Source organism: Paenibacillus sp. sgz302148, from assembly GCF_056120465.1.
The window spans coordinates 325176-351982 of record NZ_JBVYOJ010000004.1 but is presented as its reverse complement, the minus strand read 5'-3'; the positions used below and the strand labels follow the sequence as shown (position 1 = coordinate 351982).

Genomic DNA, 26807 nt, shown 5'->3' with positions numbered 1-26807 from the left:
CATACATATGCAGGAGGTCAGGCAGCATTGTTTCACCACATCACGGTTTTAAAAGAAGAAGCGGTTGAAGGTCTGAATATCAAACCGGACGGCATCTACGTAGACTGCACGCTTGGCGGTGCGGGGCATAGCTTCGAAATCGCATCCAGGCTCGGAAACGGCGGCATGCTGATCGCTTTCGATCAGGACGATATCGCTTTGAACAATGCGGAGAAACGGCTGGCTGATTACAAGGATCGCGTCAAGCTGATCAAAAGCAATTTTCGCCATTTGCAGGACAAGCTGCTGGAAGCCGGAGTTAGAACGGTTGACGGCATCCCGCAAGTCGACGGCATTCTGTTCGATCTCGGCGTATCGTCGCCCCAACTGGATGAAGCCGATCGCGGGTTCAGCTATAACGCGGACGCGGAGCTGGACATGAGAATGGACCGGTCGTCGAGCTTGTCGGCGAAAACGATCGTCAACGAATGGAGCGAGCAGGAACTCGCCCGGATCTTGTTCGAATACGGCGAGGAGAAGTTTTCCCGACGCATCGCAAGAACGATCGTACAGGCAAGGGAAACCGGTACGATCGAAACGACGGGGCAGCTAGTAGAGCTTATTAAGGAAGGGATACCCGCAGCGGCGCGCCGAACGGGCCCGCATCCGGCGAAGCGCAGCTTTCAGGCGATTCGTATCGCGGTCAACGACGAGCTCGGCGTATTCGAGGATGCACTGCTGCAAAGCGTGCGCTGCCTTGCTCCGGGCGGAAGGGTATCCGTCATTACGTTCCATTCGCTGGAGGATCGCATCTGCAAGCAAACGTTTGCGAGCTTCGTAGAGAAATGCACCTGCCCGCCGGATTTTCCGATGTGCGTGTGCGGGAAGAAGGGGACGCTCAAGCTGGTTAACCGGAAGCCGATCGAGCCGAGCAAGGCCGAGCTGGAAGCCAATCCGCGGTCGCGCTCCGCTAAACTGAGAATCGCCGAAAAATTAAACCAAGCATAATAGGGAGGGAATACAATGTCCGCTTACATGCACGGAAATTTAGCCATCGATGAGAAGAAGACGTTAAAGCAACCGGAAAAGAAAGTGCGCGAAACGACGCGAACCGTCGTCCGCAAAAAGGCTATACCGATGCAGGAAAAACTGTTATACTTATTTACTATCGTGGTGTGCGTCGTTGTAGCGGGATTCATTATTTTCCGTTATGCGCAGATCTACGAGATGAACGTGCAAATGCAGAAGATCAGCAAAGAAATCGAGACGCTCAAGCAAGAGAACATCAAGCTAGAGACGAAGATCGCCCAGCTGCAAAATCCGCAGCGCATCGCCGAAGAAGCGCAGAAGCTCGGATTCGCTCCTTATGATAAAGGCATTCAAGAACTGAAAAAATCACCGACTGCATCCATACCGACAAATCAAGAGCCGACTGCGATGCTTGACGCTCAAAGGTAAGGTGAAGTCGATGATAAAACTTGTGCGTATTCGTACATTACTCATTGGGGGCGTATTCACCCTCTTTTTTGTTGCGCTGATAGGTCGGTTATATTGGGTTCAAATCGCGAATGCCGACAAATGGCTGACAATTGCCGAGAAGGAATGGTCGGTGGAGAAGAAGCTGCAGCCCGTTCGCGGGACGATCATGGACCGGAACGGGAACGTCCTTGCGCAAGATGCTCTTGCATACACCGTTGCGGTAAATCCGCAGGTGATCGACGATCTCGGCATTGCCGACAAGGTTGTCAAAGGCTTGCACGATATTTTGGATAAACCGGAAGTTGAATTGATGAAGCTTGTCACTGCAAAGAAAGAGGACGGCACATTTTTTCAACAAAGGGAAGTCCGCAAGGAAGGATGGAAAATTGATACAGAAGTAGCTGATAAAGTAAGGGTTCTATCGGAAAGCTTGAAGAAAGAGCTGGAAGAACGGGAAAAGCAAAAAATATCCGATGTCGGCATTTATTTAATGAATGAATCGAAACGCTATTATCCGAAAAATACGTTAGCTTCGCATGTTCTTGGCTATATGGATAAAGAAGGAAAGCCGGTTTACGGCATCGAGTCCTATTTCGACAAGCAGCTGACAGGGACGCCAGGTTCCATCGCCTATGCGAAGGACCGGAAAGGTTATAAGCTGCCGGACGCGGACGTTCAATACGTACCGCCTCGCGACGGTATGATGATCAAGCTGACCATCGACGAGAAAATTCAGCATTATATCGAAGAAGCGATGCAAAAAGCGTACGATAAGTATCATCCACTCAGCATGACGACGATCGCTGTTGATCCGAAAACGATGGAAATACTCGGGATGGCGAACTTGCCGAACTTCAACCCGAACAAATATTGGGAAACGACCAACATGGCCGCGTTTTTCGACCATTCAATCAAGTCGTATTACGAGCCAGGCTCGACTTCGAAAATTGTGACCTTAGCGGCAGCAGTGGAAGAAGGGTTGTTTAATCCGACCGACAAGTATAAATCCGGACAGATCCGAGTAGCGGACAGAACGATCAGAGATCATAACCGGGTAGGTTGGGGGGAGATTACATATCTCGAAGGCTTGAAGCGATCGAGTAACGTTGCGTTCGTCAAGCTGGGGCAAAAGCTCGGCAATGAGAAGTTTAAGCAATATTTCTCGGATTTCGGATTTGGTCCAAAAACAGGTATCGAACTTGGCGGCGAGCTTAAAGCCCGTATCAACATGCGTTATGAATCCGAGTATGCAACGGCGACGTTCGGTCAAGGGGTCTCCGTAACTCCGATCCAGCAGGTCGCCGCGGTGGCCGCGGTCGCCAACGGCGGTAAACTGCTGCAGCCGCATTTGGTGAAGGAAATGATCGATCCGGTAACCAAAGAAGTAAAGAAGATTGAACCGAAGCTGGTGCGGCAAGTCGTTTCGCCCGAAACGTCGAAGCTGGTCAATGAATATTTGGAGCAGGTCGTTTCCGACCAGGAGAAAGGGACGGGGCGCAACGCTTATATTGAAGGCTACCGGGTTGCAGGCAAGACCGGAACGGCGCAAAAAGTAATCACCGGACAAAAAGAATATTCAAAAGATCGGTTTGTCGTATCGTTTATCGGATACGCTCCGGTAGAAGATCCGAAAATTCTGGTATATGTCGTTGTTGACGAACCGCAAGACAAATATGCGGGTGGCGGAGCGGTCGCTGCACCGGTGTTCAAGGAAATCGTTACGCAGTCGCTGCGCTACATGGGTGTTCCTTCGAATAAAGCCATTACCGTGGAAGAACACAAGGAATCATTCGTAGCCACGCCAAAGCTCGTGGATCTGACCGTAGCTCAGGCACAATCGCTGCTCAAGAGCAATAAGCTGACCTATCAAACGATCGGCAGCGGAACGAAGGTCGTCAAGCAAATTCCGCAAGCGGGGACTCAAATTCTGCCCGAGCAACGAATCTATGTTATGACGGAGAAAATATCGGATACGACTATGCCTGATTTAAAAGGGTTGTCGCTCCGCGATGCGCTTGAAATGTGCACGCTGCTCGGCACAACGTGCCAGGTGACGGGCGAAGGATATGTCGTCGAACAGAAGACGGAGAAAAACAACGGAAAAACGATCGTTTCGCTTGTTCTGCAATCGCTCAGCGAATCGCTGAATGGTCCTCCGCCTGAAGAAGGCGGGGATAAGTCGAAGGACGACGGCAAGTCGGAAGGAAAGTCTGAAGGAAAGACAAATGGACCGACAGACGGAGCGTCCGAAGGGGATTCAACGCCTCCTGAAGGCAATCAAGAGACGCCGCCCGAGTAATCTGCCGGATTAACGGCACAGCTTGTTCTAACCCCTGTTTGTCCCGAATAGTCATGATATGAAACGTATCTTGACTTAAGGACAAGGAGAGGGGAGAACGATGGTGAAAGTGTCTGGCGTAACGGTTCGCCGAAGGCTGCTTGTCGCATTGTCGCTTGGAACCGTGCTGTTCCTGGCTTTAATTGTTCGTCTTGGTTATGTCCAGCTGTGGAAAGGTGCCGAATTGGCGGAGAAAGCCGAAGATTCGTGGCGGCGGGAAGTTCCGTTCTTCGCCAAGCGCGGGGAAATTTCCGACCGAAACGGCATTCCGCTAGCGTATAATATTAGTTCGCCAACCGTTTGGGCGGTGCCTGCCCAGATCAAAGACGCCAAAGATACGGCGGCAAAGCTGGCAAGCGCACTCGGGATGTCGGAAGAAAAAGTATATAAATCGATCACGAAGCGCTCCTCGATTGAAGGTATTCGACCCGGGGGGCGTAAAATTACGTTGGAAAAGGCGCAGGAAATCAGAGGCATGAATTTGCCCGGCATTTATGTTGCCGAGGACAACAAAAGGTATTACCCGTTCGGCGGGTTAGCTTCTCATATTCTCGGCATCGCCGGAATCGATCAAGGCTTAACCGGCGTCGAACAGAGCTATGATAAGCTGCTGAGCGGCATGAAGGGCAATATTTCGTATTTGGCCGATGCAAGCGGCCGGGAAATGCCCAATTCATCCGACGAATACGTCAAGCCGCGCGACGGTCTGAACCTGCAACTGACGATCGACAAGCATATTCAGTCCATCCTGGAGCGCGAGCTCGATCAGGCGATGACGCAACTGCAGCCGCAGCATGCGATCGGCATCGCAATGGATCCGAACACGGGGGAAATACTTGCGATGGCCGGACGTCCGAATTTCGAGCCCGGCGACTACCGCAACTTCCCGTCGGAGGTGTACAACCGCAATCTGCCGATTTGGATGACCTACGAGCCGGGGTCGACGTTCAAGATCATCACGCTGTCGGCTGCGCTTGAGGAAGGGAAAGTCAGCTTCGGCGAAGCCTTCTACGATCCCGGCTTCGTCGAAGTCGGCGGGGCCAGGCTGCGCTGCTGGAAGAAAGGCGGCCACGGCAGCGAAACGCTGCTGCAAGTGGTGGAAAATTCATGCAACCCCGGTTTTGTCATGATGGGACAGCGGCTCGGCAAGGAAAAGCTGTTCGAGTATATTAAAAATTTCGGCTTCGGCACGAAAACGGGCATCGATTTAAGCGGCGAGGAAAACGGCATTATGTTCAAGCTGAATCGGGTCGGCCCGGTCGAGCTTGCGACGACGTCCTTCGGCCAAGGCGTATCGGTTACGCCGATTCAGCAAATTACGGCCGTATCGGCGGCGATTAACGGCGGCAAGCTGTTCAAGCCTCACGTCGCCAAGGCGTGGACGAATCCGGAAACGGGCGAAGTGGTCGAAACGGTTCAGCCGGAGCTCGTGCGCCAAGTCATTTCGCCGGAAACGTCGAAGAAGGTGCGCGAAGCGCTGGAAAGCGTCGTTGCCAAAGGAACAGGCCGCAACGCGTTTATTGACGGATACCGTGTAGGAGGCAAAACGGGAACCGCGCAGAAGGCGGTGAACGGCCGGTATTTGCCGGATGAGCATATCGTTTCGTTCATCGGATTCGCGCCTGCGGATGATCCGAAGGTCGTCATTTATGTTGCAATCGACGATCCTCAGGGCATTCAGTTCGGAGGCCTGGTGGCGGCGCCGGTCGTGCGCAACGTCATGGCCGATACGCTGCAATACATGAATATCGAACCGCGCAAAAACCAACTGAACAAAGACTACCGTTACGGCGAAACGCCGGTGATCGAAGTGCCCGATATGACGGGAATGACGGTTCAAGATATCTACGAGGATATGAACACGAACTTTAATCTGGCCAAATCGGGTACGGGCAATGTCGTCATCAGCCAAGCGCCGAAGCCTGGCGCGCGCGTCGAGAAAGGCTCAACGATTCGGATTTATATGGGGTCCGACTCGGAGATCAAGCAGAAGTCAAAGGCGCCATGATTTTGATGTCGGCTCATTTGGTTAATACTGAGAATAACGTCTTGCATAGGGGGAACTTGATATGCAACTGAAAATATATGCGGATTTGCTGCTTTCCTCGCGTTTGATCGGGGATGCGGATGTTGAAATCACCGGGTTGCAAACCGACTCGAACAAGGTGAAACCCGGCGATTTGTTTTTTTGCATTACCGGCTCGAAGCATGACGGCCACGACCACGCGCCGATGGCTGCGGAGAAAGGCGCGGCGGCGCTTGTCGTGCAGCGCGAGCTGAAAGGCGTCGACTTGCCGCAACTGGTCGTGCGAAATAGCCGGCATACACTAGCCGCGCTAGCCGCATTTCAATACGGTTATGCCAGCAAAAGGCTGCGCATGATCGGCATTACGGGTACAAACGGGAAAACGACGACAACTTATTTGATCGATCGCATATTGGCCGATTACGGCGCCTCGGTCGGGGTGATCGGTACGATCAAAATGAAATACGGCGGCAGCGATTATCCGATGTCCGGCACGACGCCGGGTGCGCTCGATCTTCAGCGTTACTTGCATGACATGGCCGAAGCGGGCACCGATTATTGCGTGATGGAAGTTTCCTCCCACGCATTGGAGCAAGGACGCGTTCTCGGCTGCGATTTTCGAACCGCGATATTTACGAATCTGACGCAGGATCATCTGGATTATCACCTGACGATGGAAAATTACCGCGCGGCGAAAGGGCTGTTCTTCTCACGGCTCGGCAATTCGTACGCTTCGGATCCGGCCGAGCGGAAATACGCGGTGCTGAACGCAGACGATCCGGCATCGGCGGAGTTCGCCCGTCTGACGGCGGCTGAGACGATTCTATACGGAATCGATAACGAAGCCGACGTACGGGCGTCCGGCTTGGTCATGACCGGCAGAGGAACGAAGTTCCACGTCAAGACGTTCCGCGGCGAAACGGACATTCAGCTGCAAATGGTCGGCAAATTCAACGTCTACAACGCGCTCGCCGCAATATCCGCCGCGCTTGCCGAAGGCGTTCCGCTTGAGCGAATCAAGGCAAGCCTGGAGTCGGTTAAAGGCGTGGAAGGCCGCGTGGAAGCGATCGATGCAGGGCAAAGCTTCTCCGTTGTCGTCGATTACGCGCATACGCCGGACGGTCTGGAAAACGTGCTGCTCGCCGTTAAAGAGTTCGCAGAAGGACGCGTACTGTGCGTGTTCGGCTGCGGAGGGGACCGAGACAAGACGAAACGGCCGATCATGGGACGCATCGCGGCGAAATATGCCGATCAAGTTATCATCACCTCGGACAATCCGCGTACGGAGAAACCGGAAGATATATTAAAAGACATTGAGCAAGCGTTTATCGAAGACCGCATCGACCCGCAGCGATACGTGATCATCGCGGATCGCCGCGCCGCCATCCAAAAAGCTATTGATATGGCAAGCTCTAAAGATGTAGTATTGATTGCGGGGAAAGGTCATGAAACAGGTCAAATTATCGGCAGCCAAACGTTCGATTTCGACGATCGGATCGTTGCCGCCGAATCGATAAGGAGCAGAACAAGTGATTGATAGAACGTTATCGGAAATTGCGCAAATGTCCGGGGCCGCCGGTTTAAACGGCCCTTGGGACAGCTTGCGTATTCACGGCGTTACGAAGGATTCGCGAAACGTGCCTGCCGGCAGTTTGTACGTTCCGATCATCGGGGAGCGTTTCGACGGGCATGACTTTGTGTCCGAGGCGCTTGCACGCGGCGCAGCCGCGTCTTTGTGGCAGAAGGACAGGCCAAATCCGCCGGAGGGCGTGCCGCTCGTCATCGTGGAGGATACGCTCGCTGCCTTGCAGAAGCTGGCGTCGGCGTACCGGGATCAGCTGCCCGTTCGAGTCATCGGCATCACCGGAAGCAATGGCAAAACAACGACCAAGGACATGGTCGCTTCGATTCTTGCTACGACGTACCGGACGCACAAAACGGCCGGCAATCTGAACAATCATATCGGCTTGCCGCTTACGCTGCTGCAATTGGACGAAAGCACGGAAATGGCGGTTGTCGAGATGGGGATGAGCGGCCGCGGTGAAATTGAGCTGCTGTCCCGCATTGCGAAGCCCGAAGCGGCGATCGTCACGAATATCGGCGAAGCGCACCTGCTCCAGCTTGGATCGAGAAAGGAAATCGCCAGGGCGAAGTTGGAAATTTTGAGCGGCCTGCAGCCTGGAGGATTGTTCGTTTACAATGGCGACGAGCCGCTGATCGAGGAAGTGATGCAGTCGCTCGAGCTTCCGGAGCGAATGCTTCGTTTCCGCTTCGGTCACGCGGACAGCAACGACTATTATCCGGTTGCGACGATGCTGGACGGCAAGGGCACCTTTTTCACCGTGAGTGGGACGAATATGCCGAATTGCTACATACCGCTCCTCGGCAGACATAACGTGATCAATGCGCTCGCCGCCATCGCGGTCGGGCAGTATATGGGCGTCAGCTGGAACGCGATCGTGCGCGGTTTGGAGACGATGGAAGCGACCGGGATGCGGATCGAAGTCGTTACCGGCGTTTCCGGCCTGACCATATTAAACGATGCATATAATGCAAGTCCGACATCGGTGTTCGCCGCTTTGGACTTGTTTCGCGATTTGAAAGGATACCGCAGGAAAATCGTCGTTCTCGGCGATATGCTGGAGCTTGGCGATCGGGAGCGGGAATTTCATCGGGACATCGGCAGGGCGCTTCGCGAAGGAGACGTCGATTACGTATTTACTTACGGGAATTTGGCGGCTTGCATCGCGGAAGAAGCGGCCGCCAACTTTTCGGAGGATCGGGTGAAAGCGCCGCTGCCTAAAGATGAAATCGTCCGCAGTATTTCGCGTCTTGTTGACGGAGGCGATGTCGTGCTGGTGAAGGGTTCGCGAGGGATGAAGCTGGAAGAGATTGTCCATGAGCTGCAAACGTTACAGTTATAGATTGTCGCATAATGAGGTGAATCAGTGGACTACAAATTGATATTATTAACACTAGGGGTCGCATTTATATTGGCTGTGATCGCCGGGCCTTTGTTCATCCCGCTGCTCCGCCGGCTCAAATTCGGGCAGCAAATTCGTACGGACGGCCCTCAGGGCCACCTGAAAAAAGCAGGCACGCCAACGATGGGCGGCGTCATAATTATGTTGGCTCTCGCTTTGGCTTTTCTCAAGTTTTCCGATAAAACGCTGGAATTCGCCGTGCTGTTGATCGCTTCGCTAGGGTTCGGCCTGATCGGGTTTCTGGACGACTATATTAAAATCGTATTCAAACGCTCGCTTGGTTTGACGGCCAGGCAGAAGCTGATCGGACAGCTCGTATTTTCCGTCATCATTTGCGTCATGCTGTACCAGATGGGGCACAGCACCGTCATTTCGCTTCCCGGCACGAGTTTTTCGCTCGATTTGGGATGGTTCTATTATCCGCTCGTCGTCATTATGCTTCTCGGCACGACGAATGCGGTCAATTTCACCGACGGTCTGGACGGCCTGCTGTCGGGAACAAGCGCGATTGCCTTCGGCGCGTTCGTCGTCATCGCGATGCGCTTGTCCGAACCGGAGGCGGCGACGTTCTCCGCGGCGATGATCGGAGCGGTGCTTGGGTTTCTCGTCTTTAACGCCCACCCGGCCAAAGTGTTTATGGGCGACACGGGTTCGCTCGGCATTGGCGGTGGACTTGCGATGGTAGCGATTTTGACCAAAACCGAACTGCTGCTTGTCCTCATTGGCGGCGTATTCGTCATGGAGATGCTTTCGGTTATCATTCAAGTCGTTTCGTTCAAAACTCGCGGGAAACGCATTTTCAAGATGAGCCCGATCCACCATCATTTCGAGCTGTCGGGATGGTCGGAGTGGCGGGTCGTCATTACGTTTTGGCTGGTTGGGCTACTGCTCGCCGGACTTGGACTTTTTATCAACGAGGGGTTGTAGCAGATGAAACATCCATCAGCGTACCGGGGGCAGGAGGTCGTTGTCCTCGGGCTTGCCATGAGCGGCATCAGCGCGGCGAAAGTGTTCCGCAATTTTGGAGCCGTCGTTACGGTCAACGATAAGAAGGATCGACAATCATGTCCCGAAGCGGATGAACTCGAAGCTTTGGGAATTTCTGTTGTATGCGGGGGTCATCCCGACGGTTTGATGCACCCGGGCGTTGCGCTTGTCGTGAAAAATCCGGGCATTCCGTATTCGGCGCCCCCGGTGCAAGCGGCTTTGGCGCTGGGCATCGAAGTCGTGACCGAGGTTGAGGTTGCTTACCGGATCGGCGAAGCGCCGATCATCGGCATTACGGGCTCCAACGGCAAAACAACGACGACAACCTGGATCGGCAACATGCTGGCCGCGGCGGGCAAGCAGCCGATCGTCGCAGGCAACATTGGACGAGCGCTCTGCGAGGCCGCTCCGGAAGCGACGCCGGAACATTGGCTTGTCGTCGAGCTAAGCAGCTTTCAATTGAAAGGCACGGAACTGTTCAAGCCTCGTATCGCCTGTTTGCTCAATGTCTTCGAAACGCACTTGGACTACCATGGGTCAATGGAAGATTATATTGCGTCCAAGACGAAAATATTCGCCAACCAAACCAAAGACGATATTGCGATAATCAACTGGGACAATGCCATTTGCCGATTGGTCGCGCAAAGCATTCAGTCGACGCTCATGCCGTTTTCCGTGAAGGAACGGCTGAATGCGGGCGTTTACGTCGACCCTCCGCTCAAGCCGGAAGATCAGGTCGGCAAGCAGCAAATCGTTTATAAGGATTCCGAAGGCGCCGAACATCCGATTCTTGCAATCGACGAAATCGGCATTCCCGCCAAATACAATGTCGAAAACGCGCTCGCCGCTACGGCTGCTGCGCTGGCGGCCGGCGTCGAGCCGACGGTCATCGCGCAGGAGCTTCGGGCGTTCAAAGGCGTCGAGCATCGCCTTGAATACGTGCGGACGATCGACGGGGTCGACTATTACAACAACTCCAAAGCGACGAATCCTGCGGCTACGATCACGGCGATCGAGGCGTTCACCGCTCCGATTGTGCTGATTGCGGGCGGATTGGAACGCGGGATGGATTATTTGGAGCTTGTTCCAAGCCTGCGCGGCAACGTTAAAGCCGTCATAGCCCTAGGGGAAACGAGACACAAAATTAGCCGGGTTGCGGAGATGGCGGGGATTGCTTCCGTCAAAACCGTCGATACTGTGGAGGATGCTGCCGAAACGTTGCGCCTCGCCGTACGCGCCGCCGCTGAATTTGCCGAACCGGGCGACATTGTGTTGCTTTCTCCGGCATGTGCCAGCTGGGACATGTTTACAACCTACGAACAGCGTGGACGCATTTTTAAAGAGTCGGTGCATAACCTTTAAGTAGGGGGGCATACAAGCCCCTACATCGGCGTTTAAGAGGTGTCCGCTTTATGACCAAAGTCCGTTCCATGCCTGATATTTGGATCATTGCCGCAACGCTTGTCATTCTCTCACTCGGCGTTGTCATGGTATATAGCGCCAGCGCGGTGCTTGCTTTTCACGATCACGGCGATTGGTATTATTTCTTGAAAAGACAGCTGTTGTTTGCGGTTCTTGGCGTCATCGCCATGTTCGTCACGATGAACGTGGATTATTGGGTATGGAAGAAATGGGCGAAGATCGGACTCATCATATGTTTTGCGCTGCTGGTCATCGTTCTGATTCCTGGCGTCGGCGTCATCCGAGGCGGCGCGAGAAGCTGGCTTGGCATCAGCTCGTTCGGCATTCAGCCTTCCGAGTTTATGAAGCTCGGCATGATTATCTTTTTGTCCAAGCTTCTGTCGGAGCAACAATCGAAAATTACGTATTTCACGAAGGGGCTTATGCCTCCGCTGTTGATTCTGGGCGCGGCATTCGGGCTGATCATGCTGCAGCCTGATTTAGGGACCGGCACGGTCATGGTCGGGGCTGCGCTGATCGTTATCTACACGGCCGGAGCACGTATTGCTCATTTGTCTTCGCTTGCGCTGATCGGCGTCGCAGGGTTTGTCGGACTCATCCTGGCTGCGCCGTATCGGCTGCAGCGGATCACGGCTTTTCTTGACCCATGGCAAGACCCGCTAGGGGCAGGCTATCAAGCCATTCAATCTCTTTATGCGATCGGACCCGGCGGACTTGTCGGACTCGGACTCGGCATGAGCCGGCAAAAGTACAGTTATTTGCCCGAGCCGCAAACGGATTTTATTTTCTCCATCGTAGCCGAGGAGCTTGGATTTATCGGCGGAGCCGCCGTTCTCATTCTATTTCTCATCTTGCTGTGGCGTGGCATGCGTACGGCCATTACGGCTCCGGATACGTTCGGCAGCTTGCTCGCAGCGGGAATCGTCGGCATTGTGGCCGTACAGGTCGTCATCAATATCGGCGTCGTCATCGGCATGTTTCCGGTGACGGGCATTACCCTTCCCTTGGTCAGTTACGGCGGATCGTCGCTAACGCTATTGCTGACGGCGATCGGCATTTTATTGAATATATCACGTTATTCGAGGTGAGACGGATGCGCGTCGTTTTAAGCGGAGGCGGAACGGGCGGACACATTTACCCGGCGCTTGCCGTCGCCCGGCAATGCATGAAGGAATTGCCGGATACGGAGATTATGTATATCGGCACGACCCGCGGACTGGAAAGCACGCTCGTGCCGAAAGAAAATATACCTTTTGAAGCGATACATATTACCGGCTTCAAACGGAAGTTATCGCTGGAAAACGTCAAGACGCTCGTTCGTTTCTGGAACGGCGTAAAACGTTCGCGCCAGCTGCTGCTGCAATTTAAACCGGATATCGTGATCGGGACCGGAGGATACGTCTGCGGTCCTGTTGTTTATGCGGCGGCGAAACTCGGCATTCCGACGATTATTCATGAGCAGAACGTCATTCCCGGGCTGACGAACAAGTTTCTAAGCCGCTATACGGATTTGGTGGCGGTCAGCTTTAAAGGTTCGGAGAATCAGTTTTCCAAGGCGGGCCAAGTATTGTATACCGGCAATCCGAGAGCGACGTCTGTCTATTACGCCGACAAGGCCAAAGGTTATGCCGCGCTAGGTTTGCCGGAAGGCTCGAATATCGTCGTGATCGTCGGAGGCAGCAGAGGCGCCAAAGCGATTAACGAAGCGATGATCGGCGCGGTGCCCGAGCTGCACAAGCTGCCGCACGTTCATTTTGTGTATGTAACGGGCGAAAGTTATTATTCTTCGACAAAAGAGAGAATCGAGCGCAGCGCAGGTCAATTGCCGGCCAATTTGCACATTTACCCGTATATCCATAATATGCCGGAAGTTCTTGCAGCGACTTCGCTGATCGTCAGTCGTTCGGGTGCGTCGTCGCTTGCGGAAATTACGTCGCTAGGCATACCTTCGATTCTTATTCCATCGCCGAACGTAACGAATAATCACCAAGAAGCGAACGCACGTTGGCTTTCCGATGCAAATGCAGCGAGGCTAATTCTGGAGAAACAGTTGAAAGGCCCGTCACTGTTTGCCGCTATCGAAGATATAATGAAGGATACGAAGCTGCGCGCAGACATGTCAGAGCAGTCCCGTTCGCTTGGCCAACCGAATTCGGCGGAGCTGATCGTGCAAGAGATGAAGCGGCTTGCCGATCGCAAACGGAAACGAAAACGGTAAACAAAAACGGCCATGATTTATCTCCAGGTAAACGGCGGTAGTGCAAGAGATCGAAAAAAGCGCCGTTTATCGCGGTTCTGGGCGATTGTCACACTCCCGGTCAATTTGACATAAGATACTCTATAATCGTGACAATCACCCAGACCGATCTGACGTATACATGGACGTATTGAAAATGGCCATTTTCTACGCACTGTATATCCCATGTTATTTCTGTGAAGGAGGTTCGTCCCATGCAGCAACTCATTGCTGAATTAGAAGCAGCAGATGTCGGAACGATACGGCTCAATGAACCGCTCGCAAAATATACGACTTGGGAAATCGGCGGTCCGGCGGATATGCTCGTCATTCCCGACAACAAACAACAACTCATTCGTCTCATCCGGTTGCTCCACCTGCACGGTGTACCGTGGACGAAAATCGGCAAAGGCTCCAATCTGCTTGTCAGCGACCGCGGCATACGCGGCGTCGTCATCAAGCTGGGCAAAGAGCTCGATTATTGTCGGTTTGACGATAACCTCGTTTACGCAGGCGCCGCCTATTCGCTCATCAAGTTGTGTACGATGGCCGGGAAGATGGGTTTGACCGGCCTGGAGTTCGCCGGAGGAATACCGGGGTCCGTCGGAGGGGCGGTATACATGAACGCGGGGGCCCATGGGTCTGATGTGTCGCGCATTCTCAAATCGGTTGAAGTGCTGCTTGAAAACGGTGAAGTGGCGCATTGGAGCAACGAGGACATGCGATACGAGTACCGGCATTCCGTCCTGCACGAGCGCAGCGGCATCGTCCTGGAGGCGGTGTTCGAGCTCGCGCACGGCAACCGGGACGAGATCAAAGCTACCTCGTCCGCACTTCGAGCACGGAGGCTTGCTACGCAACCGCTCACACTCGCTAGCTGCGGCAGCGTGTTCCGCAACCCGCCCGGGGGATATGCCGCCAAACTGATCGAAGAGGCGGGATTAAAAGGGCTGCGAGTGGGAGGCGCGGAAGTTTCGCCGATGCATGCCAATTTCATTATTAACACCGGGCACGCGACAGCCAGAGACGTTCTCACCCTGATTGAACGAATCCGACAAACGGTTCAGGAGCAATTCGGCGTTGAATTATCGCCGGAAGTGCTTATGGTGGGTGAGCGGTAATTCGGAGGTGATACATTGGAGAAATTGGTGATTGAAGGCGGGAAACCTCTGTCAGGAACCGTTCGAATCCATGGTGCGAAAAACGCCGCATTGCCGATTCTAGCAGCTAGCGTCATGGCATCAGGAACGTTTGAGATTACGAACGTACCCGATCTGCTCGACATTCACGTGATGCTGCAAATATTACGGGATCTCGGTTGTCGTGCGGAACATCACGTTGACAAAGTGGTGTTGAATACGTCTTCGGCGAATACGTTTCATATTCCTGAAGATTTGATGAAGCAGATGAGATCCTCCATTTTTCTTATGGGACCGCTGCTGGCGCGTTTTGGCAAGGCACAGTTTTACCAGCCGGGAGGCTGTGCGATCGGCGAACGGAAAATCGATTTGCATATGCTCGGATTGAAGGCGCTTGGCGCAAAATTCGAATTTGCCGGCGATACGATTATATGCTCTGCCGATAAGCTGGTCGGCACCGACATTTATTTGGATTTTCCAAGCGTCGGCGCTACGGAAAACATTATGATGGCCGCGGCTACCGCAACGGGGACGACGACGATCTCCAACGCGGCGCGCGAGCCGGAAATACAAGATTTAGCCAATTTCCTCAATGCAATGGGCGCAAGAATCATCGGCGCAGGAACGGATACGATTACGATCGAAGGGGTTTCGCAGCTGACTCCGTGCGTGTATCGGGTCATTCCCGACCGGATCGTGACCGGGACGCTGATGGTCGCCGCCGCGGTGACTCGCGGCAACGTCACGCTGCAGCAAGTGAATCCCGGACACCTGACTTCGCTCGTTCACGTACTCAAGCGGATGGGTGTTCAAATCGCGATCGACGATGATATAATTAACGTGAACTGTTCGGCAAGGCCAAAAGCCGTCGAACGAATCGTCACTTCCCCTTATCCGGCGTTTCCGACCGATTTGCAATCGCAAATTATGGTTCTGCTCGCCTTATCCGACGGCTTCAGCATTATCAAGGAAACGATTTTCGAAGGAAGATTCAAGCATGTCGATGAATTAACCCGCATGGGAGCCGACATCCGGCTCGATATGAGTTCGGCGTTTATACGCGGCGTTCACCGGTTATACGGAGCGACGGTCGAAGCCACCGATTTGCGCGCGGGCGCCGCGCTGGTCATTGCCGGCCTAGCCGCGAACGGAACGACGGTTGTCGAGCAGGTGCACCATATCGACCGCGGCTACGCACGGATCGAGCAGATCTTTCAGCGTTTAGGAGCGAAGATTGAACGACGTTCGCCGGTTCCGAAATCGTTATTGTCCTAATCGATTGTTTTCATACTGCTTTGCCGTTTAAGGAGTCTGACTAACGTCGCAGCCGTTGGACAGACTCCTAACTGCATCGAAAACTATTTTACGCCGGGTGGTATCGAACCATGAAAGAAGAAATGCCCGTCTTGCGGGAGAAAAAAGTGCGCCATCGCGGCAGCAGAAAGCTGCTGCTGATCATTTTTTTGCTTTTTGTCGTACTGCTCGCCGTACTTTTCTTCCGCTCGCCGATCAGTAAAATATCGGAAATCCGCATTCAAGGAAATCATTTCGCTACGACGGAACAAATCAAACAAATCATCGGCGTCGCGCCGGGGGATCAGTTTTTCGGGACAAGCTCGGGTACGCTGGAGGACCGGATCAAGACGCTTCAGCCTGTCGAAGATGTCGCCGTGGATAAGCAGTTTCCGGGTCTCGTTACGATTACCGTAAAGGAATATAAGACTGTAGCATTCGAGATGAATGACGGGTCTGCGGCGACCGCTAAGGGCACGGCGGTTTTCGCCATTTTGGCCAATGGGGCGTCGGTTCCGGTTCAAGATGTAAACATTGTTCTCGAAATGCCGATATTAACAAAGTGGACGAAGCTCGAAGCCCTGAAGGCGGAGTTATGCAAGCAGCTGGCCTTGATCCCGGAGCAACTGCTAGCGGATATTTCGGAAATACAGCCGATCCCGTCACAAGCGTATCCCGACCGGATCAAATTGTATACGAGATCCAAATTTGAGGTTATTACGGCCATTTCGCTGTTGAAAGAAAAAATCATTTACATCGGCGATATTATTGAGCGGCAGAAGCCGGGAGTCATTACGATGCTAGAGGCGAATACGCACTTGCCGTATACGCCCCAGGAGCCGGATGGCGCCGACGGCGAAAATAACGGCAAAAGCTCTGAAAAAGGCACTACTCAATAGCTTAAAAGAATGATAAAATTGTAATTATGGGATTTGCAGGTACTTCGTTGCTTTGAAATCTAGTAAAATGCTTGCGGGGAGCGGAATTGGTAATAGATTCATGCTCAAAAATTTTGTTGAAAAAAGAGGGAAACTTTAAACCGTGTTGAATATGTACAGGAGTATTATTGTCTTGACTACTATTTTTACGGGTGAACAGGAGGTGCCACGGGTTGAGCAGCAATGACATCATTGTTAGTTTGGACATCGGTACATCCAAAGTTCGTGCCATTATCGGCGAATTGAACAATGGACAGATCAATATTGTCGGGGTTGGATCTGCCGACTCGGAAGGTATTCGCAAAGGGGCAATCGTCGATATTGATCAAACCGTTCAATCGATTCGAAATGCCGTTGATCATGCGGAACGGATGGTCGGCATTCAAATAGCGGACGTATATGTCGGAATTAACGGAAATCATATCGCTTTGCAAACGAGCCACGGCGTTGTCGCTGTCTCGAACGAAGACCGCGAAATCGGCGAAGAGGATATTGAACGCGTACTGCAAGCAGCGAGAGTGATTGCTTTGCCGCCGGAACGGGAAATTATCGGCATCGTGTCGAAGCAATATCTCGTAGACGGATTGGAAGGCATCAAAGACCCGCGAGGGATGATCGGCGTACGTCTGGAAGTGGAAGCGACCATTATTACGGGCGCGAAGACGGCAATACATAACTTGCTGCGGTGTGTGGAGAAGTCCGGCCTGCATGTTTCGGGCCTGATTCTGATGCAGCTTGCGAGCGGACAACTGGCCTTGACCAAAGACGAAAAAACGATGGGGACGGTGCTGGTCGACATCGGAGCGGGCGCGACGACGATCGCCGTATTCGATCAGGGCAATCTTGTCGCTACGTCCACACTGCCGATCGGCGGCGAATTCGTAACGAACGACATTTGTTACGGATTGAAGACGCAAACGGATATCGGCGAGAAAATCAAGCTGAAATTCGGCTGTTCCGTCGTCGCGGACGCGGCGGAGGATCAAGTATTCAAGGTGCCGGGCATCGGCTCGAATACCGAACGAGAATATACGCAAGTCGATTTGGCGAATATCGTTGAGCCGCGCGTGCAAGAGATTTTCCACTTGATTCGAATGGAAGTGAAGCGGCTTGGCTTCGGCGATATGGCCGGAGGGTACGTTCTCACGGGCGGCGCGGTTGCCATGCCGGGCGTTCTGACCGTTGCACGATCGGAATTGGCCGCACAGGTACGCATCGCCGTGCCGGACTATATCGGCGTTAGAGATCCCGCTTATGCGAGTGGTGTCGGCATCATCCAATATGTTTCCAAATACGTGCGTAATCGAAGCGCAGCGCCGGCGAAGAAGGTATCCAGCAACCGCAAGGCTCAAGCCGCTGCCTCGACTTCAACGCCAAAACCGGGATTGTTCGAGCGGTTGAAAAATATGTTCAGCGAGTTTATCTAATAGTGCAAGTGAATGGCTGCACGCTTTAGTCGTGGCTTTATTAAGAGATAAGAAAGAATATACTTCAAGTTATGGCTTCCTTATTTCGCAAGAAAAGCTTCCTCTAAAATACGAATGTATCTTCATCGAATAGGCTTCGCTCAGAAGCTTTTCACTGAGAGCCTGAAGGGGGAAAATCATAACATGTTGGAATTTGATTATGATATGGGGCATATGGCGCAAATTAAAGTAATCGGCGTCGGCGGCGGCGGCGGCAACGCCGTCAACCGCATGATCGAAAATGGCGTCGAAGGCGTTGAGTTCATTACGGTGAATACCGACGCGCAGGCGCTTAATTTGTCCAAATCCGAGCAGAAGCTGCAGCTTGGGGACAAGCTGACGCGTGGTCTCGGCGCGGGAGCAAATCCCGATGTAGGCAAGAAGGCGGCCGAGGAGTCCCGAGATCAAATCATGAACACGCTTAAAGGTGCGGACATGGTATTCATAACGGCGGGTATGGGCGGAGGCACAGGAACGGGAGCCGCTCCGGTTATCGCCGAAATCGCCCGCGAATGCGGCGCGCTGACGGTTGGCGTCGTAACGCGGCCGTTTAGGTTCGAAGGCCCTAAACGTTCTATGCAAGCAGAAGTCGGAATCGAAGCGCTGAAGGAAAAGGTCGATACGCTGATCGTTATTCCGAATGACCGGTTGCTTGAGATTGTAGACAAAAAAACGCCGATGCTCGAAGCGTTCCGCGCGGCGGATAACGTTCTTCGCGAAGCCGTGCAGGGCATCTCCGACCTGATCGCCGTGCCGGGATTGATTAACCTCGACTTTGCCGACGTCAAGACCATTATGACCTATCGCGGTTCTGCGCTGATGGGCATTGGTGTGGCGACTGGAGAGAACCGCGCAGCGGAGGCGGCGCGCAAAGCGATCATGAGCCCATTGCTCGAAACGTCCATTGAGGGCGCACGCGGCTGTATTATCAACGTAACGGGCGGCGTTAACTTGAGCCTGTACGAAGTTAACGAAGCGGCTGAAATTATTACCGAGGCGTCGGATCCGGAGCTGCAAATGATTTTTGGCGCGAAGATCGACGAAACCTTAAAAGATGAAATCAAAGTAACGGTTATCGCAACCGGATTCGAGCATAAGAGCGCCCCGCAGGCACCTGTTCGCAAGCCTGCATCGCAGCTTGAAGCTCAACAGGATAACCGCTCATCGAGCTTGAAGCCGTTCGGCAGCCAAGTCTCGAGCGATCAGCTCGATATCCCTGCCTTTTTGCGTAACCGTCCACGGAACTAGTGCAATCTATCAAAAGCGTACTGCCATTGTGAATGGCGGTGCGCTTTTTTTATTTTCTCGTGAAATAGTTGCCTTCTTCGACAAAAAAAGTTCCGTTCGGCTGGCAAGTTTAGACAGACTTTGGAATACGCTTTTTATATACTAGCTTTATCGATTTCTGGTAGGGCGGTGAGAAAACATGGTTGTTTATATTGACCTCATTTTCTTGACCAACCTGTTGATCGACGGCACGGTGCTGCTGGCAACGGCTTGGATGCGCAAGCTGAAGGTAAAGCTATGGCGCATCATTGTGGCGGCATGCATCGGCGCATCCTATGTGATCGTGATGTTTGTGCCGGAGCTTACGTTTTTGTCCACTTTTGCAGTGAAGCTGGTATTTTCGTTATTTATGGTTTGGTGTGCTTTCGGGTTCGGCAGCTTGCAGCATTTTTTAAGAAATATCGGGATGTTTTACGTCGCCAACTTCGCCGCTGCCGGGGGAATTATCGGACTCCACTATTTTATGCAGTCATCCGGGGAAGTGATGAATGGAATTTGGTTCACGCATTCCGGCGGACTCAGCTTTCAGATGAAAATAGGTTCAACCTTTGTGTTGATTGTTTTCTTCCTCATGATGATGCTCTATCAGGTCGTATTCAAAAGCGCCAAACGGCGGGAGGCCATGACGCAGTTTATGGCTCAGGTGCGCGTCGTCATTGAGGATGTCGAATCGACCTGCATCGGACTGATCGACACCGGCAATCACTTGTACGATCCGCTGACACGAACGCCGGTCATGATTATGGAGGCTTCGCAATGGAAGGAGCAGCTCCCTGAGGCTTGGCTCAAGCGGATTCAACAGTTTGAAGCGGATCAGATCGTTGCTGTGATCGGTGAAGACGAATTTGCCTGGCAGGACCGGCTTCGCATTATCCCTTACCGCGGCGTGAATCGGGGAACACAGTTCATGCTGGCGTTGAAACCCGATAAGGTTATCATTACCCAGGGCGACGCGACTACGGAAACGTCGAAGGTGCTGATCGGCCTCGACGGAGGCAAACTGTCTTCGGACGGCTCGTACCGAGCGATCATTCATCCGACTTTAATCGGATGAAGCCTTAAGCATAAGTGAATTTCAGGAGGTATTAGCTATGCTCTACAAATGGAAATTGAACATGCAAATCTACTACTACCGGATGATGCTGTTATTCGGACTCAAAAACGAAGAAGTGTACTATATCGGAGGGAGCGAAGCTTTACCTCCTCCGCTAACGCGCGAAGAGGAAGAATTTTTGCTGGGCAAGCTGCCGAGCGGCGATGCGGCCATTCGCGCCATGCTGATCGAGCGCAACCTGCGGCTGGTCGTATATATTGCCCGCAAATTCGAAAATACCGGAATCAATATCGAGGATCTTGTATCGATCGGAGCGATCGGGCTGATCAAAGCGGTGAATACGTTCGATCCGGATAAGAAGATTAAGCTTGCCACTTACGCCTCCCGCTGCATCGAAAACGAAATCTTGATGTACCTGCGCCGCAATAGCAAAATCCGGACCGAAGTATCGTTCGACGAGCCGCTGAACATCGACTGGGACGGCAATGAACTGCTGTTGTCCGACGTGCTCGGTACGGAGAACGATACGATTTACCGCAACATCGAGGAGCAGGTTGACCGCAAGCTGTTACATAAAGCTCTGGATAAGCTGTCGGAGCGGGAGCGCGTCATCATGGAGCTCCGATTCGGACTAACGGACGGCGAGGAAAAAACCCAGAAGGATGTCGCCGACATGCTGGGCATATCGCAAAGCTACATATCCCGTTTAGAAAAAAGAATTATTAAACGGCTTCGCAAGGAGTTCAACAAGATGGTTTAGCGAAAAATGTCGAACAGGAATTAAAATGACCCGCCTCGGAGATAATTAACATTAATGTTTCTCCTTGGGGGGTAGTCACAATGACACGCAATAAAGTCGAGATTTGTGGTGTAGACACCGCGAAACTGCCTGTTCTGACCAATGCCGAAATGCGCGAGCTGTTCGTCGCGCTGCAAAGCAACAATGAACGAGCGGCTCGAGAGAAGTTAGTCAACGGCAATTTAAGGCTTGTCTTGAGTGTCATACAACGGTTCAACAATCGCGGAGAATACGTGGACGACCTGTTTCAAGTCGGCTGCATCGGCCTTATGAAGGCGATCGATAACTTCGATTTAAGTCAAAACGTCAAATTTTCGACGTACGCGGTGCCGATGATCATAGGCGAAATTCGCCGCTATTTGCGGGACAACAATCCGATCCGGGTGTCTCGTTCCTTGCGCGACATTGCCTACAAGGCGCTTCAGGTTCGAGACAGCTTGACGAACAAGAACAGCAGGGAACCGACGATCTACGAAATATCGGAGGCGCTGAACGTGCCGAAGGAGGACGTCGTATTCGCTCTCGACGCGATCCAGGACCCGGTCTCCTTGTTCGAGCCGATCTATCACGATGGCGGCGATCCGATTTATGTGATGGACCAAATCAGCGACGATAAAAACAAGGATATTACGTGGATCGAAGAGATCGCGTTGCGGGAAGCGATGCGAAAGCTGAACGAGCGGGAAAAAATGATTTTATCGATGCGTTTTTTCGAAGGGAAAACCCAAATGGAAGTCGCCGACGAAATCGGCATTTCGCAGGCGCAAGTATCCCGCCTTGAAAAATCGGCGATCAACCAGATGCAAAAGCACGTCAAGTCATAAAACTTCTTGAATTCGGACGAATACAGCCTGCCGCTTCAGCGGATAAGGCTGTATTTTTGCGTAGACAAGCTGTGCGAAGCATGTCCTTTTTTGTCCGCCGAGGACATTTTACGGATGTACAACATATATTTAAATATAGTCGTTTGTACCGACAATACTTCAGATTTGTGGTGATGAAATCGTGAAAATATCGGATTTCCAATCGAAGGATGTCATCAATATTGTGGACGGCAAAAAACTCGGCCAGGTCAGCGATTTGGATCTGGACCTGCGGCAAGGGAGGATCGATTCCATCGTCGTGCCGAGCAACGGCAAGTTTTTCGGCTTTTTCAACAGCGGGACGGATGTTGTCATTCCATGGCGCAATATCGTTAAAATCGGAGCGGACGTCGTTCTGGTCAAGCTGGAGGATACGAGAATGTATCGCGGTCAGGAGGAGCTCGACGCGCCGCCCCAAGAATACGCCAACACGAAAAACTACAGGAACTAGTCGCCTAAGCTGCCGAAAGGGCAGCTTTTTATTTGCCGCGCTTCTTGGTAAACTGGTATGGAGGTGGATTGGATGGAACCATTTGTGAGAGAGCAGCAGCGCGGCGAAGAGCCGCAACTATTGAAGTTGCAAGATTGGATGAACCAAATACCGGGATTATCGGCAGGATTCTCGACACGCCATGGGGGAACAAGCAAAGGCGAGTGGAACTCGTTGAATTGCGCGCTGCATGTGCGGGATCGCGAAGCGGACGTTATCCGTAATCGCGAGTTGATCGCCGAGGAGCTTAGCTTGCCGTTCGAGTCTTGGACTTGCGCGGAGCAGGTGCACGGCAATCGGGTTCATATCGTAACGAACAACGAACGCGGAGCGGGAAGGCTATCGCGTGAATCGGCGATTCAATCGGCGGACAGCCTCATCACGAACGAGCCGGGCATATGGCTGACCGCTTTTTATGCCGACTGTGTCCCATTATATTTCGTCGATCCGGTCAAACGTGCAATCGGACTGGCTCATGCGGGCTGGAAAGGGACCGTCATGGAAATCGCCGCCGAAACGGTCAAAGCGATGCAGCATACATACGAATGCCGGCCGGAGGACATACTGGCAGGTATTGGACCTTCCATCGGAGTTTGCTGCTATGAGGTAGACGAAAAAGTCATGGAACGCGTAAAGCCGATTTACGGGCAGCAGGCCGATGCCGAGGAAGCGAAAAAAGCCTATTCGTCGCTGGGTAACGGCAAATACATGCTAGACTTGAAAGAAATCAACCGACACATTATGATAAAAGCAGGAATTTTGCCGATGAACATCGAATGTTCAGAGTGGTGTACAAGTTGTCATACGGATCTGTTCTTCTCTCATCGCAAGGAACAAGGCGCAACGGGAAGGATGGTCAGCTGGATCGGATTCGAAAAGAGGTGAAACCCGTTTGAGTTTGGATGAACGGATACGGCAGGTGGAGGCTAGAGTACTCCAGGCTTGCAAACGGAGCGGACGGCCGCGGGAGGATGTTAACATCGTCGCGGTTACGAAATACGTATCGGTAGAAACGGCGGCGTCCGCCATAGGGCACGGTTTGAACCATATCGGCGAAAACCGCTGGCAGGATGCCAAAGAAAAATGGATACAGCTCGGATCGCAGGGCATATGGCATTTCCTAGGAACGCTGCAAACGAACAAAGTGAAAGAAGTTGTCGGAAAGTTCAGCTACTTCCACTCCCTGGATCGGTTGTCCCTGGCCCAGGAACTAGATAAACGGGCTTCGACGCTCGGCGAAACGGTCAACTGCTTTATTCAAGTCAACGTTTCGGGCGAACAGTCGAAGAACGGCTTGGAGCCGGAGGAGCTCTTTGATTTTGCCCGGTCCATTCGCGGTTTGCGCTCGTTGAATATCGTCGGGCTTATGACGATGGCGCCTTTTGAGGCGGAAGCGGAGCAGACAAGGCCTGTATTCCGCGGACTTCGGCAATTGCGGGATGAATTGAATGCCCAATCGATCCTAAGCGAGCCGGTTAACGGCTTATCGATGGGCATGTCGAACGATTTTGAGGTTGCCATTGAAGAAGGAGCAACGTGGATACGGCTTGGAACGATATTGGTCGGCAAAGAGGAGGGTAAATGATGGGAGTTATGAATAAATTCATGTCATTTCTCGGATTGCAGGAAGAAGAGGAAGTCGTAGAGCGCGAAACGGTCGCTCATGCCGATGAACCTGAAACCAACGAGCTCGAGCAACGTAGAAATCTTAAACACAATCCGAATAATGTAGTGAGCATCCATTCGCAGAAGAGCTCGAAGGTCGTATTAAGCGAGCCGAGATCGTACGAGGAGGCGCAGGAGATCGCGGACCATTTGCGGTCCCGCCGCTCCGTCGTCGTTAATTTGCAGCGCGTGCGCAACGATCAGGCCATTCGTATCGTCGATTTTCTAAGCGGGACGGTGTACTCGTTAAGCGGGACCATTTCCAAAATCGGCGCCAATATTTTCCTATGCACGCCGGAGAACGTCGAAATCCAAGGCACGATAACGGAAATTTTAGCTGCCGAAACAGACTATACTAGAACGAGGTGACGGCATTTTGGCGCAAATCGTAGGTTTTATCGATACGCTCGCGAACATTTATTTTTATATGATTATCGCTTATGTTTTGCTTTCTTGGCTTCCGAATGCAAGAGAAAGCTTTATTGGAGAAATTTTGGGCAAACTGGTGGAGCCGTATTTATCTCCGTTCCGTAAAATTATTCCGGCGATCGGCGGTGTCCTCGACATCTCCCCGGTTGTCGCGTTAATCGCACTGCAGTTCGTTACGATGGGACTGAAAACCGTTGTCCTATATGTTTACGGGTGGTTCCTGTAATGTCCGCGGAAATCTACGAGCATTTTCATCCCGATGAACGCCCGTTTGTCGATCGGGCGTGGGAATGGGTAATACGGGCCGGCGAACGGCATGAAACGCGGTTGACCGATTTTCTTGATCCGCGGCAAGCGTATATCGTTTCATCCCTCGTAAATCGCAGCGCCAATGTTGGGCTGAGACTCGATGGCGGATATGCGAAAGCGGAACGGAAACGGGCGATCATTGCGCCGGACTATCGCTTTTTGGAGGACGAGCCGATGGACATCGGCGTTTTGTCGATTACGTCGATCGACCGCAAGCTGGAATCGCTCGATCATGGCGATTATATGGGGGCTATTCTCGGCCTTGGGATCAAACGCGATAAAATCGGCGACATCCACGTCCTGGAGAACGGCTGTCATTGCCTCGCGTCGACGGACATCCTTCCTTTTCTCGATACGGAGCTGCGACAAGTGCACCGCGTTCACGTTCTAACGGAGGTTTTGCCGCTTGACATGCTGCAAACGTCATCCCAGCAGTTGGACGAGCTGAACGTAACGGTGGCTTCATTGCGTCTGGACGGGATTGCAAGCGACGTATTCCGGCTGAGCCGAGCCAAAATATTGACGCCGATCAAAGCAGGCAAATGCCGGGTGAACTGGAAGGTAGAGGATAATCCGGCTAAACCTTTGAGGAGCGGCGACATCGTGTCGATGCAAGGATTCGGGCGTTTTAAAGTGATTGAAGTCGGCGATGCGACAAAAAGCGGCCGAATTCGAATTAAATTAGGGAAGTTTGTTTGACGTGTTAATTCTCGGTCTCCGGAAAGTATCCGAAGCAACATGAAGCCAAGCCCCACTCTGTGGGGTAATTTTGTGTGAAAAATTGGTTTTCGGTTGCAGGAATTCGGGCGGTTTCTGTCGAAAGATACGATATTCGAAGAAAGATCAGGAGGTGCACCATGCCGCTAACGCCACTAGACATACACAATAAGGAATTCGGCAGACGTTTGCGCGGGTACGACGAAGATGAAGTCAACGAATTTTTAGATCAAGTCATTAAAGATTACGAAGTGTTAATTCGCGAAAATAAGGAATTGCAAAATCACATTGCGATGCTCGAAGAAAAATTAAACCATTTTTCGAATATTGAAGAAACGCTGAGCAAAACGATCATCGTCGCTCAGGAAGCTGCCGATGAAGTGAAGAACAATTCGAAAAAAGAAGCGCAGCTGATCATTAAAGAAGCGGAGAAAAACGCCGACCGCATCATCAACGAATCGCTTACGAAATCCCGCAAAGTCGCGCTCGAAGTCGAAGAGCTGAAGAAGCAGGCCGTCATTTATCGCGCACGCTTCCGCACGTTGCTCGAAGCGCAGCTGGAGATGCTGAACCAAGACAGCTGGGATTCGTTAGAAGTCGCTCGTTTGGAATAGGTTTGACTTTTTCCCGCGAAAGTAATATAAATATAATAATTATATCGCATTCCCAAATTCGATGAAGAGAACAAGTACGCATTGCCCCTGTTCCCCAGAGAGTTGGCGCCTCGCTGAAAGCCGACGTTCAGGTCATTGCCGAAAATCATCTCCGAGAAGCAAAGCCGAACTTGCAGTAAGCTTTGACGGAAGTCCACCGTTATTCAGGAACAGCGTATGTTGGTACGCTGACGAAAGAGCCGCATGATGCCGTGTTATGGTGTTGTCGCGGAAGTAGGGTGGTAACGCGAGTT

General features: G+C 52.4%; 25 protein-coding genes and 1 other annotated feature (1 of these 26 only partly in view). All 25 genes read left to right on the top strand.

The annotated features are described in order from the left end of the window. Positions 1-27: 27 nt before the first annotated feature. The 25 genes from rsmH to AC0LWM_RS08660 all read left to right on the top strand — a co-directional run bounded on the left by rsmH (position 28) and on the right by AC0LWM_RS08660 (position 26514). Positions 28-987 carry a 16S rRNA (cytosine(1402)-N(4))-methyltransferase RsmH gene (rsmH, locus tag AC0LWM_RS08780; RefSeq protein ID WP_474674530.1) on the top strand — a complete coding sequence of 320 codons (960 nt, stop codon included), beginning with the start codon at positions 28-30 and terminating at the stop codon, positions 985-987. A gap of 15 nt (positions 988-1002) precedes the next feature. Further along, complete coding sequence (ftsL, locus tag AC0LWM_RS08775) at positions 1003-1437, top strand: cell division protein FtsL (RefSeq protein ID WP_474674529.1); 435 nt, start codon at positions 1003-1005, stop codon at positions 1435-1437. Positions 1438-1447: 10 nt separating this feature from the next. Further along, positions 1448-3757: a penicillin-binding transpeptidase domain-containing protein gene (locus tag AC0LWM_RS08770; protein ID WP_474674528.1), complete on the top strand. Its 2310-nt coding sequence runs from the start codon at positions 1448-1450 to the stop codon at positions 3755-3757. A gap of 103 nt (positions 3758-3860) precedes the next feature. Next, entirely contained in the window at positions 3861-5804 is a 1944-nt protein-coding gene (locus AC0LWM_RS08765) for a stage V sporulation protein D (RefSeq protein WP_474674550.1), read from the top strand. Positions 5805-5865: 61 nt separating this feature from the next. Beyond that, positions 5866-7359: a UDP-N-acetylmuramoyl-L-alanyl-D-glutamate--2,6-diaminopimelate ligase gene (locus AC0LWM_RS08760; RefSeq protein ID WP_474674527.1), complete on the top strand. Its 1494-nt coding sequence runs from the start codon at positions 5866-5868 to the stop codon at positions 7357-7359. Further along, positions 7352-8746 carry a UDP-N-acetylmuramoyl-tripeptide--D-alanyl-D-alanine ligase gene (locus tag AC0LWM_RS08755; protein ID WP_474674526.1) on the top strand — a complete coding sequence of 465 codons (1395 nt, stop codon included), beginning with the start codon at positions 7352-7354 and terminating at the stop codon, positions 8744-8746. The genes AC0LWM_RS08760 and AC0LWM_RS08755 overlap by 8 nt, the downstream gene beginning before the upstream one ends. Before the next feature lie 24 nt (positions 8747-8770). Further along, positions 8771-9733 carry a phospho-N-acetylmuramoyl-pentapeptide-transferase gene (mraY, locus tag AC0LWM_RS08750; RefSeq protein ID WP_474674525.1) on the top strand — a complete coding sequence of 321 codons (963 nt, stop codon included), beginning with the start codon at positions 8771-8773 and terminating at the stop codon, positions 9731-9733. A gap of 3 nt (positions 9734-9736) precedes the next feature. Next, positions 9737-11155 carry a UDP-N-acetylmuramoyl-L-alanine--D-glutamate ligase gene (gene murD, locus AC0LWM_RS08745; protein ID WP_474674524.1) on the top strand — a complete coding sequence of 473 codons (1419 nt, stop codon included), beginning with the start codon at positions 9737-9739 and terminating at the stop codon, positions 11153-11155. Positions 11156-11205: 50 nt separating this feature from the next. Beyond that, positions 11206-12303, top strand: a complete 1098-nt coding sequence (gene spoVE, locus AC0LWM_RS08740) for a stage V sporulation protein E (RefSeq protein ID WP_474674523.1) — start codon at positions 11206-11208, stop codon at positions 12301-12303. Positions 12304-12308: 5 nt separating this feature from the next. Further along, on the top strand, positions 12309-13433 hold the full coding sequence (murG, locus tag AC0LWM_RS08735) for an undecaprenyldiphospho-muramoylpentapeptide beta-N-acetylglucosaminyltransferase (protein ID WP_474674522.1): 1125 nt from the start codon (positions 12309-12311) through the stop codon (positions 13431-13433). A 233-nt stretch (positions 13434-13666) separates the two neighbouring features. Next, positions 13667-14572, top strand: a complete 906-nt coding sequence (gene murB, locus AC0LWM_RS08730) for a UDP-N-acetylmuramate dehydrogenase (protein ID WP_474674521.1) — start codon at positions 13667-13669, stop codon at positions 14570-14572. A gap of 15 nt (positions 14573-14587) precedes the next feature. Further along, the gene (gene murA / locus AC0LWM_RS08725; RefSeq protein ID WP_474674520.1) at positions 14588-15865 is read left to right on the top strand and encodes a UDP-N-acetylglucosamine 1-carboxyvinyltransferase; all 1278 of its coding nucleotides are present in this window, start codon (positions 14588-14590) and stop codon (positions 15863-15865) included. A 110-nt stretch (positions 15866-15975) separates the two neighbouring features. Then, a complete protein-coding gene (locus AC0LWM_RS08720; protein ID WP_474674519.1) occupies positions 15976-16782 on the top strand; it encodes a cell division protein FtsQ/DivIB in 807 nt (268 codons plus the stop codon). A gap of 212 nt (positions 16783-16994) precedes the next feature. Beyond that, a complete protein-coding gene (ftsA, locus tag AC0LWM_RS08715) occupies positions 16995-18248 on the top strand; it encodes a cell division protein FtsA (RefSeq protein WP_474674518.1) in 1254 nt (417 codons plus the stop codon). A 183-nt stretch (positions 18249-18431) separates the two neighbouring features. Next, positions 18432-19535: a cell division protein FtsZ gene (ftsZ, locus tag AC0LWM_RS08710; RefSeq protein ID WP_474674517.1), complete on the top strand. Its 1104-nt coding sequence runs from the start codon at positions 18432-18434 to the stop codon at positions 19533-19535. A gap of 178 nt (positions 19536-19713) precedes the next feature. Then, complete coding sequence (spoIIGA, locus tag AC0LWM_RS08705) at positions 19714-20628, top strand: sigma-E processing peptidase SpoIIGA (RefSeq protein ID WP_474674516.1); 915 nt, start codon at positions 19714-19716, stop codon at positions 20626-20628. A gap of 37 nt (positions 20629-20665) precedes the next feature. Further along, entirely contained in the window at positions 20666-21388 is a 723-nt protein-coding gene (gene sigE, locus AC0LWM_RS08700; RefSeq protein ID WP_474674515.1) for an RNA polymerase sporulation sigma factor SigE, read from the top strand. An 80-nt stretch (positions 21389-21468) separates the two neighbouring features. Next, positions 21469-22251, top strand: a complete 783-nt coding sequence (sigG, locus tag AC0LWM_RS08695) for an RNA polymerase sporulation sigma factor SigG (protein WP_474674514.1) — start codon at positions 21469-21471, stop codon at positions 22249-22251. Between the two features lie 181 nt (positions 22252-22432). Further along, positions 22433-22741 carry a YlmC/YmxH family sporulation protein gene (locus AC0LWM_RS08690; RefSeq protein ID WP_474674513.1) on the top strand — a complete coding sequence of 103 codons (309 nt, stop codon included), beginning with the start codon at positions 22433-22435 and terminating at the stop codon, positions 22739-22741. A 72-nt stretch (positions 22742-22813) separates the two neighbouring features. Continuing rightward, on the top strand, positions 22814-23665 hold the full coding sequence (gene pgeF / locus AC0LWM_RS08685) for a peptidoglycan editing factor PgeF (protein ID WP_474674512.1): 852 nt from the start codon (positions 22814-22816) through the stop codon (positions 23663-23665). A gap of 7 nt (positions 23666-23672) precedes the next feature. Continuing rightward, the gene (locus AC0LWM_RS08680; RefSeq protein WP_474674511.1) at positions 23673-24365 is read left to right on the top strand and encodes a YggS family pyridoxal phosphate-dependent enzyme; all 693 of its coding nucleotides are present in this window, start codon (positions 23673-23675) and stop codon (positions 24363-24365) included. Then, positions 24365-24814, top strand: coding sequence for a cell division protein SepF (locus AC0LWM_RS08675; RefSeq protein WP_474674510.1), 450 nt, complete (start codon positions 24365-24367; stop codon positions 24812-24814). Before AC0LWM_RS08680 ends, AC0LWM_RS08675 begins: the two co-directional genes overlap by 1 nt. A gap of 7 nt (positions 24815-24821) precedes the next feature. Beyond that, the gene (locus AC0LWM_RS08670) at positions 24822-25100 is read left to right on the top strand and encodes a YggT family protein (protein ID WP_474674509.1); all 279 of its coding nucleotides are present in this window, start codon (positions 24822-24824) and stop codon (positions 25098-25100) included. Continuing rightward, entirely contained in the window at positions 25100-25882 is a 783-nt protein-coding gene (locus AC0LWM_RS08665; RefSeq protein WP_474674508.1) for a YlmH family RNA-binding protein, read from the top strand. Before AC0LWM_RS08670 ends, AC0LWM_RS08665 begins: the two co-directional genes overlap by 1 nt. Before the next feature lie 158 nt (positions 25883-26040). Then, positions 26041-26514 carry a DivIVA domain-containing protein gene (locus AC0LWM_RS08660; RefSeq protein WP_474674507.1) on the top strand — a complete coding sequence of 158 codons (474 nt, stop codon included), beginning with the start codon at positions 26041-26043 and terminating at the stop codon, positions 26512-26514. Positions 26515-26566: 52 nt separating this feature from the next. Continuing rightward, positions 26567-26807 (top strand) — a binding site (T-box leader); it runs 15 nt beyond the window's last position.